12 protein-coding genes are annotated in these 14,105 nt (G+C 53.7%); 3 read left to right on the top strand and 9 right to left on the bottom strand.

Translation table 11 applies throughout. The features are described 5' to 3' along the window. Positions 1-53 precede the first annotated feature (53 nt). The 8 genes from VN12_RS04270 to rfbG form a co-directional block, all read right to left on the bottom strand. Positions 54-1,043: a glycosyltransferase gene (locus tag VN12_RS04270; RefSeq protein WP_168164211.1), complete on the bottom strand. Its 990-nt coding sequence runs from the start codon at positions 1,041-1,043 to the stop codon at positions 54-56. Positions 1,044-1,311: 268 nt separating this feature from the next. Further along, entirely contained in the window at positions 1,312-2,454 is a 1,143-nt protein-coding gene (locus VN12_RS04265; RefSeq protein WP_146675658.1) for a DegT/DnrJ/EryC1/StrS family aminotransferase, read from the bottom strand. A 258-nt stretch (positions 2,455-2,712) separates the two neighbouring features. Next, positions 2,713-3,642 carry a sugar phosphate isomerase/epimerase family protein gene (locus tag VN12_RS04260; RefSeq protein WP_146675657.1) on the bottom strand — a complete coding sequence of 310 codons (930 nt, stop codon included), beginning with the start codon at positions 3,640-3,642 and terminating at the stop codon, positions 2,713-2,715. A gap of 266 nt (positions 3,643-3,908) precedes the next feature. Next, the gene (locus VN12_RS04255) at positions 3,909-5,189 is read right to left on the bottom strand and encodes a DUF4910 domain-containing protein (protein WP_146675656.1); all 1,281 of its coding nucleotides are present in this window, start codon (positions 5,187-5,189) and stop codon (positions 3,909-3,911) included. Between the two features lie 9 nt (positions 5,190-5,198). Beyond that, a complete protein-coding gene (locus VN12_RS04250; RefSeq protein WP_146675655.1) occupies positions 5,199-5,741 on the bottom strand; it encodes a dTDP-4-dehydrorhamnose 3,5-epimerase family protein in 543 nt (180 codons plus the stop codon). Further along, complete coding sequence (locus VN12_RS04245; protein WP_256388136.1) at positions 5,738-6,973, bottom strand: class I SAM-dependent methyltransferase; 1,236 nt, start codon at positions 6,971-6,973, stop codon at positions 5,738-5,740. The genes VN12_RS04250 and VN12_RS04245 overlap by 4 nt, the downstream gene beginning before the upstream one ends. Positions 6,974-7,052: 79 nt before the next feature. Further along, positions 7,053-8,360, bottom strand: coding sequence for a glutamate-1-semialdehyde 2,1-aminomutase (locus VN12_RS04240; protein WP_146675653.1), 1,308 nt, complete (start codon positions 8,358-8,360; stop codon positions 7,053-7,055). An 11-nt stretch (positions 8,361-8,371) separates the two neighbouring features. Continuing rightward, positions 8,372-9,469 carry a CDP-glucose 4,6-dehydratase gene (gene rfbG / locus VN12_RS04235; protein WP_205855183.1) on the bottom strand — a complete coding sequence of 366 codons (1,098 nt, stop codon included), beginning with the start codon at positions 9,467-9,469 and terminating at the stop codon, positions 8,372-8,374. A gap of 198 nt (positions 9,470-9,667) precedes the next feature. Between rfbG and VN12_RS04230 the strand changes: the two genes are divergently transcribed. Then, the gene (locus VN12_RS04230; RefSeq protein ID WP_146675651.1) at positions 9,668-11,023 is read left to right on the top strand and encodes a lipopolysaccharide biosynthesis protein; all 1,356 of its coding nucleotides are present in this window, start codon (positions 9,668-9,670) and stop codon (positions 11,021-11,023) included. A gap of 18 nt (positions 11,024-11,041) precedes the next feature. Here VN12_RS04230 and VN12_RS04225 read toward each other — a convergent pair whose 3' ends face one another. Beyond that, positions 11,042-12,271 carry a heparan-alpha-glucosaminide N-acetyltransferase domain-containing protein gene (locus tag VN12_RS04225; protein ID WP_146675650.1) on the bottom strand — a complete coding sequence of 410 codons (1,230 nt, stop codon included), beginning with the start codon at positions 12,269-12,271 and terminating at the stop codon, positions 11,042-11,044. A 235-nt stretch (positions 12,272-12,506) separates the two neighbouring features. Here VN12_RS04225 and VN12_RS25680 point away from each other — a divergent pair, with 235 nt between their 5' ends. Both VN12_RS25680 and VN12_RS04220 read left to right on the top strand, forming a co-directional pair. Then, positions 12,507-12,650: a hypothetical protein gene (locus tag VN12_RS25680; RefSeq protein WP_168164210.1), complete on the top strand. Its 144-nt coding sequence runs from the start codon at positions 12,507-12,509 to the stop codon at positions 12,648-12,650. 91 nt (positions 12,651-12,741) lie between these two features. After that, entirely contained in the window at positions 12,742-14,061 is a 1,320-nt protein-coding gene (locus VN12_RS04220) for a PQQ-binding-like beta-propeller repeat protein (protein ID WP_205855182.1), read from the top strand. Positions 14,062-14,105: the final 44 nt, after the last annotated feature.

Below are 14,105 nucleotides of genomic sequence, written 5' to 3'. Positions count from 1 at the left end.
AAGTCAAGGTAAATCCCCAGACGGATTAGTGGCGGGGGCGGTAATGGACGTTGTTAATGATCCAGTGGGTGGCTAGTTTTCGCAGCAATCTCGTCGAAAAAATCCAAGTAATGCTCTGCGACGTCATTCCAGCTATAGCGACTCATCGATTTCTTCGAATAGGACGCATTCGCTTCGGCGACTTCGGGCTGTTGCATAATCCGCAACAATGCATCGCGTATTTCGTAGCAGCATCGAGGATTGAAGGTCTCTGCACGAACGTCCATCGCGTGAAGTTGTTCGACAAATGCAGGTATATCAGACATCACCACCGGCGTTCCCATGCGCCAAGCATCGAGCCCAGATCCGTTCCCGGCTTCGTACAACGACGCATTGACCACGAGTTTCGCACGGGCGATGAGGGCGGAAACTTCGCGGTCGCTTCGCAATCCCAAGCTCTGAACGTTTCCACCGCTGTCCGACCAATCTAGATAATAAGGCGAATTGACGTTCCCATGGATTCCTTCGGTTCCAAATCCAACCAACACTAGCTTCAGATTCGGATATTGTTTTGCTACGTAATGGAAACCGGACAGCAATTGCCCCAGATTCTTGTGTGCGGAGATGTTGTTGAGGCTGAGCAAGTAATCTCCGGAGATACCAAGTCGCTGCACGATCTTAGACGCTTCGTCATGGTTCATCGATTCCATCGGTCCCAGTTGAGACAGTCGAACGACTCTCGGTGGCGACACATATTCCGGAAACGTACGCATCAATTCATCTGCGATGAATTGTGTCGATACGATGGGATGCGCACGTTCCAACCAAAGCTTGTGCTGGCTCCGCAGGGAAGCAACGGACGCAGGGCTTTCTACAAATGTGCCCACGAAATGGGTGTAGTTGAAATCGTGCGGAATGAAGGCGACGGGGGCTTTGCATGGAGGGCATTCAATACCGTAGGGCCACGCGAAGAAAACGGCATCACATCGGTTCAGTTCTTCGATCCAGCGACAGTAGCTCGTGGAGCTCAGGAGGGTCCGAAGTTTGCTAACAACGAGTTTCATGCCGGATCGATTTCGAACCGGACGCAACCAGGGAACCGACCTCACGTCTGCTCCGAGTCTCCGAAGGACCTCCCGAGGAGACTCGAGCTCGCCCTCGCTCTTAACGGATCGACCAATGTAAACCAGGACTTCGCAGTCCGGTCGAGCGATTCGCAATCCCTCCACAAGCCTCTCGGTGTACCTCCACCCCCCCGTCGATGCGTTCTGCAATACGATGGCTAATCGTTTGATACGGAATGAAGGCTTCATTGCTGCGCAACCGTCTTAGCTAGGCAGCGCGACGTATTGGAGTAGAGCTGGAGGCAGCTCGGCGAATGACACTAACGATGCGATCGATGTCCTCGAAGGACAACTGGTTGTATGTAGGCAGCATCAAACCGGTCGCACCTAGTTGATTGGTCACTTCGAGCGGCTGACCCTGCTTGGAGGCAGACTTGACGTAAGGTGGTAAACGGTGGAGCGGGTAGAAGAATGGACGGGAGTCAATGTCTGCTTCCTTCATGGTCGCGATAAGATCATCCCGTGTTTGGCCGAACTCATGCGGATCGACGGTAACGCTGTACATCCACGGAGCGATTTGAGCCCATGGTGCGCAAGGCTGAAACCCGATGCCACGAATACCTGTGAGGCATTCGGTGTAGTAGTCAAATATCGCATTTCGCTTTGCAAAGATCTCTTCGCGGCGCTCGAGTTGAGCGCATAACATCGCGCATGCGAGATTCGTTAATCGGAAGTTGTACCCTGTGATAGGAAAGTAATACCGGCGTCGCGGGTCCATTCCCTGACCCCGTAACATCTTGAGGCGTATCGAAAGTTGCGAATCGTTGAGGGTGAGCGCACCACCTTCTCCGCACGTAAGAATTTTGTTTCCGAAAAAGGAAAATGTTCCAACCGTTCCCAAGCTACCTACGGGCTTGTTCTTGTATAACGCAAAATGGGCTTCCGCAGCATCCTCGACGACCCACAATCCATTCATGGCTGCAATCTGATTGATCGAATCCATATCAGCAGGGTGGCCGAGGAGGTGGACCGCAATGATTCCTCGAGTTCGCGGGCTGATCGCGGCCTCAATGGCATCGGGTGCAATGCACCAAGTTTCCGGATCGATATCGACGAATACAGGTTCCGCACCGCAATAGCGCACGGCATTTGCCGTAGCGATATAGGTCATGGACGGCACGATGACTTCATCGCCGGGCCTTAGTCCAAGCCCAAGTAACGCTAAGTGGAGCGCAACGGTCCCGTTCGAGCACGAGAGCGCATACTTGGAGTCGCAAAGTTCCGCGAACTCTGCTTCGAATTGATCCAAGTACTTACCTGATGACGATATCCAAGAACTTCGGATAGCTTCAGAGACGTACTTCTCTTCGTTTCCTGTAACATCCGCCGAAGCGACCGGTATTGGTTTCATCTATTGAATCTCCATATTCAATGAGCATCTATCGCCCGAAGAGGTTATGACTATCACAGGTAGGAGTCAAGATCAATTGGGAACGCCCTTGCTAGCTAACGCGTGTTGCAGCGGACGCGTATGTAAACAGCATTGGGAGTTAGATAGCGATCCGAAACGAAGTTACAACACGCCATCGAAGTGTTGAGGGGATAATGCAAAGAGCGGTGAGTTTCCCCACCGCTCTTTGAACGTTTCATTGATGAACCGAATCGGCCCTTACGCTTCCAAGCCGATGTCTTCGGAGATCGGGCCGGTGGCTTCGACGATCATGTCGGGTCGGCGGGTGAAGGTGGGGAGGCCAGCGCCGGCCAGCACGTGATCCAGGGCATCCTGGCTCTTTGCGACGATGGAATCACGCGTGAATCCAGCGAAATTGCTCGCATGCGCAAACGCAGTGATCGGTCCGTCAAACCCGGACTTGCTCAGCGTCCCCACAAAGCGAACGTTGTCAATAGTTCCTGTTTCGCAGGGCAGCTGACGCATTTTCACGCTCGCGTCCGCGATCGAAGGAAGAGATTCTGCGTCGGAGATCCGCAAAGCAGCAACCTTGTTGCCAGGGATCGATGCCAACTGTTCGAAAGTCCCGCCACCCACGATCCAATTGAAAGAATCGATGACCAACGCCACGCTCGAGGAGGTGCACGCCTTGAAGAAAGCCAAAAAGCCCTCAACATCCTGAATGAACTTGAATTGCCGACTTTCGCGGCTCTCTTGTGCTACAGAGAAATAGAGCCCCAGCTGAACGTTGTTCTTTTCGAAGACCTCTCCGATACGATCGACTCGCTTGCGAAGCACATCGAAATATTCATGGAAGGGAAGCCGATCGGTCGCAGCGGGCAATCGCAAAAACCCTGCGCGCGCTCCGACCTTGCCGGCGATTTCAATCGAGCCGTGCAGCAAGGCCAGCGATTTCTCGAAAGAAGCGTCATCGGTGTCCAAATCGATGGGGACGTCAAAACCGCTGACCTGCATCTTGGAGCTCAGCAAGTATCGGGATGCTTTGTCGAACTCGCTGCGCTGCGTTCGCTTCACCAAATCGACGATATCGATATCCAACCCGCTAAATCCATAGGTCATCGCCAACTCAATCAGCTCGCTCTGCCGACCCGATACCCCTAGAACCGTCGCGTTTAAATTCTTGTACATCAACCATCTCCCATAAAAAACTCTGCTGCAAAGCGATTACTTCGCCAAGCATGCACAAATTTGTCTCAAGCAGCGGGACGAATGCTTCCCCTGCCTTAATCTCCTCCAACTCGAGAACTCCGCTCTCGAACCAAAATGGTACCCTGTCTTCGGGGTCCCCCCTTTTGGGTGAGGAGCATACGCCTGGTAAGTATCCCACAAAGGGACGAGTCTTCCAAGTCGAAACGGAAGCGTAGGACCGTACTGATTGCGTTTGGCCAATGAATTTACAGGGGACGCGACAATAAGCCCCGTTCCAGTAGGCCCTGAGCCGCCCGGACAAGCCGCTCGGTAGGAATCCCGGACCTATCGGCGATTTCTCTCAGCGAATGCTCGCCATCGGAGTAGTTCAGCACCCAAAGAACGGCCATGGTGTCTATCTCCCCCGCTGTTCCGTAAAGACCGCGCCGACCGAGTTGCGGCTCCCCGTACCGAACCGTTCCGACATACAAGCCCTCCTCCGACACCCTTTCGCACTCGATGGCTCGCACAATCTCCTTGATAAGCTCCGCGCTCTCCTGAAGCGATGACGCCGAGACATAATCAGGATTGTCCCCGGAGGTGTGATACTCGGGATAACGTCCCCAACATGCCCTCGAAAGGGATCCGAAAGGGAGTTGAAAACCGGGGGAGCAAAACTGTCGTTCATCGTATCCATACGGTGAGAACGGTTCGATAACACTCGCAGGACTGCGACGGGTCAAAATCGACTCGGTTATCTTGTCGATCCGATGGTCCCCTCGCCTGCTCCGCTTGTAGGTCCAAGGATGGGGGCCCCCAAGCCCATTGAGGACTAATCCATATCGAATTCGATCGAGCGAAGCCCTGTTTTTCGATAGCCAAGCAATCGATCCGATCGTTCCAGGTGCTAGCAAAATCCGATAGCTAAGCTTCCGATCCACCATCGCCTGCAGCCATTTCGCAATCTCCACTGCCACGACAATTCCAGACAAGTTATCGTTGGCGAGCGATGGATGGCAGATGTGGGCCGACAAAACGACTTCTTCGGTACTGCTACCGGGAAGATAAATTTCGCCAAAGGTCAGATGCCCGGGCGCGAGGTCCGAATCGATTCGAACTCGATAATTGCCCTTACTCAGGCTCTTCCGTATTCGATCGGGAAGGCAAAACCCCCAGCTTCTTTGGTAATAGGACGTTCGATACGGGATCGCATGCGGTTGATCTGGAAGGGAATGAAGATGGGGTTCCAATTGTTCGAGAGTCAACACGGCCTCGATCGGTTCGCTGTAACTAACGACGTGCAACGAATGGTTGGCGAAGTCGACGAGTCGCGTCCCATCCGGTCCTTCGATCCACGCCTCGCGTATGTTCCACTCTTCCGGAACAATCCAATCCAGCACCTGCGTCCCGCTCGGAATCTCGGTACAACGGACGGGAATCTCTTCCCCGAGTCGTTGCAGCGTTTGACGCACCCCGTGGCCGGTGATGCTCCTGCATAACGGGAAAAGATCCTTGAGCAATTGGTGCATCCCGTTGTCACTCTCCATGGATTGCTCTCACTTCAATTCACTGATTGTCAAATCGGGATAATTCGCGTCGCGTTCGTGAATCGACACAATCGGCTGCGGCCAAGTGACAGAAAATGACGGATCGTTCCATCTTGCTCCGCGATCCAACGCAGGCTGGTAGAACTCGCTCATCTGATAAAAGACTTCGGTTTCATCCATCAATGTCTGAAAACCATGCGCGAAGCGAGGTGGGACGTAGATGGCGCGACGATTCTCCGCCGAAAGCTCCACGCCAAACGATTGAAGAAACGTTTTCGACTCAGGTCGCAAATCGATAACGACGTCCCAAATCGCTCCCCGCAAGACGCGCACGACCTTAGCCTCCGGATGCATCGATGCTCTCCAGTGCATTCCTCGGACCGTGCCTTGATGGACATTGAAGGCCAAGTTGCATTGGACCATCCGGGAGACCAGCCCAGCTGTCGAGAACTCATTCTCACAATACGTGCGCGCGAAAAAGCCGCGTGCGTCTCGCCTGCATTCCAAATCGATTAGATAAGCATCCTGAAGCGGTGTGGGTGTAAAAATCATACGACGATGCGAACTTCGGGTATGGGGATTACAAACTGACATCCCCAAGCGCGTACTCCATCCATTTGTCGAATGATCTCATCGCTGATATTCCAGGGGAGAATAAGCAAGAAGTCGGGCTTGGCTTCGAATACGGCCTCGACTGGGCGAATGGGAATCCTGCTCCCGGGAAGGAACTTGCCGTGCTTGTAGGGATTCCGGTCGACGACGAAATCGAGAAAGTCCTCGCGGATTCCGCAATAGTTCAGGAGCGTATTCCCCTTCCCCGGCGCGCCGTAGCCTACGACCTGTTTCCCCTCCTCTTTGGCAGCGATCAAGAAACGCAGCAGATTCCGCTTGGTCTGGCGGACTTTCTCGCCGAACGCTTGATAGGGGGCCGGTGTATCCATGCCCCTACTTCTCTCGATGCCAACCAAGCGTTCGATGGAATCATCGGGGGCCCTCGCGTCCTCCCGATGCGCGATGAACATACGAATCGAACCTCCGTGAGTGGGAAGCTCTTCCACCGCAATAAGCTTCAAGCCTTGGCTTTCCAGCAATTTCAAATCGGCGATCAAGGAATGGTAGCAATAGTGCTCATGATAGATCGTGTCGAATTGGTTTCCTTCGATCAAGCGCATCAAATGAGGAATCTCGATCGTGATCGTCCCACCCTCTTGGAGTAACTGCTGGAGAGCTTGAAGGAAGTCGTTGATATCTGGGATGTGGCCAAAAACGTTGTTGGCAATGATCAGATCGGCCTTCCCTCTTTCCTTAACGATCTGTTCCGCCGTGTCGGTAGAAAAAAAGGAGACAAGGGTCTCTATCCCTCGTTCGAGCGCTTTTTCCGCTACGTTGGCTGCAGGATCGATACCGAAACAAGGGATCCCACGATCCGCAAAAAACTGAAGCAAATAGCCATCGTTGCTGGCGATTTCGACAACACGATGATTTGGAGTCAACCCAAGTCGAGTGCAAATCGAATCGGTGTAGGACTCCATATGTTGCAGCCATGACTCGGAGTACGAAGAGTAGTAGGCATACTCGGTGTAAATTTTCTCGGGCGATACGTCCGCATCTAACTGCACGAGCCAACAGTTTTCGCACACTCTCGCGTGAAGCGGATAAAACGGCTCGGGTTCATAGAACTGCTCCTCCGTGAGGATCGCTTCGCAGGGCGGTTGTGCACCGAGATCTACCATACTCAGGCTGAGCGGATGTCCGCAGTGTCTGCAGGTCGTGCGATGGTTCACCTCGTGGTGCTGATTCGTCGTTTGTATCACGTCACATCTCCCCGTGGGTTGGAATCCGGACCTTCGGTGATGATTCGGATCAGTTGAATTTGCGATATACCACTTTGGAGGGTGGCCCAATGAGCAGGTCCTCGGTTCCGTGCTCCAAGCCTCGCTTGTAAATCGGCAGCGACTGATCTATCGCGGCGAGGGTCTTGTCGATGTCCTCGTCGGTATGCGTATAGCTTACGATCAATGACGTCATCAGAATGCCCCTGCGTATCGTTTCTTGCAATAGCAACGAGCGCATCGCCTGCGATCGTTGCTTGGTCGCGTCCAACGTACTAAAGACGAGGCAGCAGGGTTTCCCATCTATTTGAATGAATTCCGAAAGACCGTGCGCTGCGATTATCTGTTGGCCTTCGACCAAAAGGCGATTTCCAAGTCGGTGCAACGTCTCGATGACCGGTTCCGATTTGTAGGTCCGCATCGTCGCGATGGCCGCCGCGAGCGCGTGTGTTTCTCCGCCGTGGGTAGTGGACAAAAGAAAGACTCGCTCCTTGGAATGATGAAGCCCTCCGAGTTCCATCCACTCCCTTTTTCCCGCCAGCGCAGAAACGGAGAAACCATTCGCTAACGCCTTACCCCAGCAGGAAAGATCCGGTTCGACACCGTAGTAGGCTTGTCCGCCACCATTATGCCATCGGAAGCCGGTAATCATTTCGTCCAAGATAAAGAGGGCTCCGTATTGCCTGCATAGATCTTTGACTCCCTGCAAATAGCCTGGAGCAGGATCCTCGTATTTCGCAGGTTCGAGAATCACTGCCGCTATTTCGTGTGGGTGCTCGCGAAAGAGACCCTCCAAGCTCCCTAGATCATCGTAACGAAACGGCTTGGAATGCTCTTTGGCCGCATCCGGTATACCTGCATCGAGAGGGGTCGTGCCGATAAACCAATCGTTGGTGGCAAAGAAAGGTTGGTCTTCGCAATAGGCAATCTTCGTACGTCCGGTGACAGCTCGAGCGAGTTTTATGGCAGCTGTCGTGGCGTCGGACCCGTCCTTGCAAAACTTGACCATGTCCGCGCCTGGTATCAATTCCAGCAACTCCTCAGCAGCTTGCAATTCGATGGTCGATGGGCGCGTAAAGTTGGAACCCTTTGCCAGCTCTTTGGATACCGCATCGACTACGGGAGGAAATGCGTGTCCCAATGCGACGGCGCGGTTTCCTTGACCGAACTCGATGTACTCATTTCCATCGATGTCCCATACGTGGCCCGCAATCCCATGAGAGATAAATCCCGGTGAAAGCTGAGGATATTGATCGTCACCCTTGGCATAGGTGTGGCAGCCTCCAGGGATCACTGCGTGCGCTCGACGTCTCCAAGCATCGGATTTCGTAAAGTCCATGTTTGGCTCCCTCAGCCGATTCCTTGCAATTGCACATCGCGCTCAAACTCATGGATTTGTTCGAGGGATATCTTACGGGTCGTGTGTGGATTGGAAAGCCAAAGCTTGTACCAAGCTGCCGTCATTCGGATCGTCTTGTCGATATCCCATGCCGGTTTCCAATCCATCTCCCATAGGGCCTTATCGATCGACAGTCGCAGGATCTCGGCTTCGCGATGTTGTGTCGGGTCAGATCGATCCTGCCACTCGCCACTTCCCCACTCGGCCAAGAACTTCGAAACCACTTGGTGCACCGGGATCTCGCTTCCAGGAAGCGGTCCGATATTCCATCCTGAGCAAAACAAGGGTTCGGGTCGGCTCAGCAATCGACTGGCAAGCGTGAGGTATCCGTGCAATGCCTGAAGCACGTGCTGCCAAGGTCGATATGCCGAGGGGCTGCGAATTGGAATCGGTTTGTTTTCCGCGAGCGACTTGACCATGTCAACCATCAACGCGTGGGCCGTCCAGTCGCCACCTCCGATCACATTGCCTGCACGCGCCGATGCAACTCGAATACCGTGCCGATCCAGTTTTGATGGCGGGAAGAAGGAGTCGCGGTAGGATCGGATCGCAAGTTCCGCAGCACCTTTGCTACCGCCATACGGATCGCGCTCTCCCATTGCGTCGCATTCTCGATAGCCCCAAACTTGCTCGCGATTCTCGTAGCACTTATCGCTGGTGACCAAAACGGCCGAGCAAGGCCTCCCTATGTTGCGGATAGCTTCAAGCAGGCTGACGGTCCCCATTACGTTGGTTGAGAAGGTTTCGAATGGCTGGCTATACCCAGTCTTGACGACCGTTTGCGCCGCTAGATGGAAAATGAGGTCGGGTTGTATCGATTGGATCGATCGCGTCAAACGTTCGGTGTCGCGTACGTCCGCGATCTGGTGGCCCGCGAGAAGTTCTTCAATAGAACTTTGGGAAAAGTGGTTGGGGGTAGTCGGCGACGGGAGAGAATAGCCAAATACTTTGGCTCCTAAATGGTGCAGCCAAAGGCAAAGCCAGCTACCTTTGAACCCTGTGTGGCCGGTGATGAACACCGATTTTCCCCGGAAAACATCCCCAAACATATCCATCCTTTGTCGAAATGCGTCGAGTATCTTCGCTTTCTGAATCCTGCGTATCCCGGCTCGTTGGGCCTTCGCAATCCGCCAATTTGGGAGAGTGACGGGGAACGGGATTGATCGCCGGAAAGCGACGGAACGCTATTCCCATCATGGCATGATTCAAGCAAACTAGGCGTTCCAGTTTAGTTCGCCGGGATCCAAATGACCACAATTGACCAACCCAATATTCCATTGCGATCCCCGCTGTTTGCGCGAACCGATGTCATCGTGCTTCTTTCCCTACTCGATCAACTCAGCATCAGCGGCACTCGATTCGTCACAACCGTCCTTCTGGCACGCGTGGCGGGCAAAGGAGAATTGGGATTATTCTCGATCGCTTTTGGATTGTTGCTAGTCGCAACCTGCTTTCAGGAAGCCTTGCTGAGCAGCCCTTTTTCGCTTTTTATTCATAAACGACTCGGGTTGGATAAATCGCAGTATCAAGGGAGTGTTCTGCTGATGTTCGCCGGCATCGCCGCACTGAGCTTTGTTTCGATGGGAGCATTGTGGGGGGTGGGATTATGCGGGTTGAAGGGGAACTGGATGGGGAGTGCCAGTGGCTGGGTTGATGAGAAACTGCTCCATGTGATTGGATTGCTCGCAGTCTCCACTCCGTTCGTGCTGCTCCGGGAATTCGCGAGGCGGATCGAAATAGCGAGGCTGCGAGTTCATTACGCATTCGCCATCGATGCGATAGCGGCACTCTTGCAATTGCTGTTTATAGGAAGCCTCGTGTGGTGGGGCAGGTTGAATGCTCCAACCGTTTACGTCGCGATGGCTGTCAGTTCCGCGATACCTGCAATCATATGGGTGCTGTTTTCATACGGTGAATGGTCTGTTTCAAAACAAGGACACGCACGGGAGGTCAAGAACCACTGGGATCTGGCAAAGTGGCCTTTGTTGGCGCAGATCATTGGTCTAAGCCACTTACAGGGAACGTTATGGGTACTAGGGGGCATGCTCGGGACGGAAGCGGCTGGTAAATTCGCAGCGTGTAACTACGTTCTCTTTATCATTAACCCGATCGCCTTGGGAGCTTGCAGTTTCGTCATGCCCTTCGCGGCGAAGATGTTCACCGAACGCGGCATCGGAGTTGCGCGTCAGTGGATCGCGCGCTTTATGATCGGTATCAGTTTGCCCGTTGCCATTGTGTGTGCGGTTGTCACGTGGCTCTCGGATTGGCTCCTCGTTCAACTCTACAACGACGCCGATTATCGAGGGATGGGATGGTTCATGGCGATCCTCGGCGCTAACATGACACTTTCCGTCGCTCACATGATCAACGACCAAGGAGTGTGGGCCATCGAAAAACCTCGCTGGCTCTTTCAGTCGAATGCCATTACTGCAATCCTCACCCTTGGCCTCGCCGCACCAGCCATCGCGGTGTGGGGACTCTATGGGGCCGCCTTGTGTATGCTCGCTGGGAGAACGGTGGGATTCGCTTACCAAGCGATCTTGTTCTTCACTTTTCCGATTGCGCATTCCCCACACGGCATTCTCTCGGAGCATGCCACCTAACGTAGCAAATGCTCGACCTCATACACGAATGAAGACGCCTTGTTTCTCGAGCGCGCGAAGTATTATCCAAGTAATTCCAAAGTAGATTGCTAACCCCGAGAGCGCATACCAAGCTGGTGAGTCTTTCGGGAAAAATGGCTGCACGGCGTTGCTCACCATGTCGTGGAGGATGTATGCGATCAATGCATTGGTTCCAAACGTGCGAAACAGCCCTACGCTGAAGTGGTACCGATCGCAAACGACATAAAAGCCCACGAAAACGACGACAGAAAACCCGGTTGCAAAAATTAAGTACGAGAGAGTTCCTGCGCGCTGACTCATCATCCAGTAGTTCCACTTCCGAACCGTGGCATCGGGGGGCTTTACAAACGGTGGTTCCGCCAGCCATCCTGCCCGGTTGCTCGTCGCGGCCTTGTTGATGAATTGTTTCGCTGTGGGGAGAACCGGCTGGCTCGCTATCTTTACCGATTCCACTTCCTCAGGTCCCAACACTTCGACGTCGTACAACCGAGTTCCGCACGAGAGTGCATACCCCATCAGCATGAGAACGCATCCCCAAACGAGTCCGCGGTGGATCGGAGAAAGGGTCGGTTGGGACTTCACGGCAGGGACAAACCAGTCGCAGACAATCGAGCCTGCGATCGCGGGAATCGTCCACGTCAAGAAACCCAATGGACCTCCGTCGATCGCATTGGGTGGGGTGTGGCACCAAACAAAATTGAACCAGTAAGAGAGAAGGACGTGCAATAGTCCTGAGCTAATCGCCCAAGCGATGCGGATGGAATGATTGGCATGGATGACCGGTACAATCCAAAGGGAGGTGATCGCGATGTGCGAAAGGGTTTGGAACCATTGCCGCTTCAGTGGCTCCGCGATCGCGCCCCACACACCGATTTCCATTAGCTTCTCCCAATTCGGAGCTCGGGCTCCCACGGTGTATACAACGAGCGAAATCAAGAGCAAGCCGAGCAATCGCCTGGCGATTCTCCCGTAGGAAGACCAATCTCCACTTTGCTCCATCCGCCGACCGAATGTCAAGCGAAGGGCAAATCCCACCGCAAAGAGGAATTGCGGCATGATCGTATCGGCGTAGCTGCAATAATCGTTGGAGTGTTTAAGATCCTGGGGGCAGACGTGATATCCCCCGAAGTAATTGACCAAAAGCATCCCGAGGACCGTGTATCCACGGAATTGATCGAGCGAAACCAGTCTCGCCGGTTTGACTCCTTGTTCTGCATGACTTGGCACTTGTAAAGTTCTGCCTTCATTTCCATCTGATTCGTGTCCCTCGTATCCACTTCGATTAACGGAAACGGGGGAGACATATTTTAAAGTGTGAGTATATACGAGGCTCTTTCCCGTGGGTGTTTACCACTCGACCTCCAATCTCATTCAGCTCATCGCCCATTCAGCTCGTCGCCCTTGAAGGGCCAATCCACGCGCGGGGCAGGACGCACGCGGGGCACGACCTTGCGTTGCCCCAATGCGACCGATTGAAACCAGCATCGAGTTCGAACTGAAACCTATCCGCCTCGACGATTTTGCCAAATGGGTGATGGCAACCGATGACCGAGATCCCGACATCGGTCTGTTCCTGCGGATTCCCGTGTGGAATCGGGTATACTGATTCGCGCACTGTGTTGTCTCCATGCGGAAGCGATGCAGGGGCGTGAACTTTCGTTTGCACCACCGATATTTTCCTTCTTGATTTCAGAACCATGAAACGAATCTTTGGATTGATTGCGGGACTTTTCGCTTCTTCGTGTTTCCAAGTGCAAGCCGAGGATTGGCCCCATTGGATGGGTCCGAATCGAGATAACGTTTGGGCGGTTTCGAATCCTCCCACTTCGTTCCCCAACGCAGGTCTCGCTCCGCGCTGGGAAGCAGCTGTTGCTGGTGGCTATGCGGGCCCAGCCGTCGTCGGTTCCAGGGTTTTTGTGACAGACTTTGTGTCCGATTCCAATGTGAAGGTGGATAACTTCGGTCGGCGATCCTTTTCTGGTACCGAGCGAGTCCTCTGCCTCGATAACGCAAACGGCAAGGTGAATTGGAAGCAGGAGTATCCTGTCACCTACACCATTTCCTATCCTGCAGGACCTCGATGCACACCGGTCGTCGATGGAGACCGCGTCTACACCTTGGGCGCCGAAGGGGACCTGTACTGTTTCGATACCGCGACCGGTAAAGTGGTCTGGAACAAGAATCTAAAGAAGACCTACAACACCGATTCCCCTCTTTGGGGATACGCCGCTCACCCCCTGGTACTAGGCGAATTCCTGTACACATTGGCGGGGGGAGATGGCTCGCATGTGGTCTGTTTGAACAAGATGACCGGAGAAGAGGTTTGGCGATCTGTCACGGGTAAAGAGCAGGGATATGTGCCACCCTCGATCATCGAGGCCGGTGGTGTGAAACAGCTAATTGTCCCGAGTGCCTCGGCGATCACGTCCGTGGATCCAACGACGGGGAAGGAATACTGGAGCTTCCCCTATGAGGCCAGCAATGGCTCCATCATTATGACTCCCCTTACCTCCGGTCCTTACTTGTTCATCGGCGGATATTCTCGCAAGAATCTTTTGCTGAAGCTCGACCCGCAAAAGCCCGCCGCAAGCAAAGTCTGGCAGGATGTGGCCAAGAAGGCGATTTCTCCAGTCAATGTGCAGCCGATGGTTATCGATGGGATCGTCTACGGATTTGATGAGACCGGCGAGATGCTCGCATTCGAAATCGAATCGGGAAAGAGGCTTTGGGAGACGAGCAAGCCGGTGAGCCCTCGTCCTGTGCAAAGCGGTACCGCCTTCCTCGTTCGCACGGAAAAGAACTTCATCCTCTTCAATGACTCCGGCGAACTCATTTTGGCGAACCTTTCCCCAAAAGGATACGAAGAGCTCGCACGTACGAAGATCATCGAACCGACGAACAACGCATTTGGAAGAGACGTCGTTTGGTGTGCACCCGCATTTGCCAATGGCTCCATCTATGTGCGCAACGATGAAAAGCTCCTCTGCATTCCGCTGACGAACTCCGCTAGCAAATAATTCTGCTGATAGTTTTTTTGCTAGCGTCCATTTCCGTATTGTTT

Origin of the sequence: Pirellula sp. SH-Sr6A, assembly GCF_001610875.1 — a bacterium.
In the GTDB taxonomy this organism is placed as follows: domain Bacteria; phylum Planctomycetota; class Planctomycetia; order Pirellulales; family Pirellulaceae; genus JBKCUI01.
Note: the sequence above shows the minus strand (reverse complement) of the source record. Positions and strands in the feature narration are given on the sequence as shown.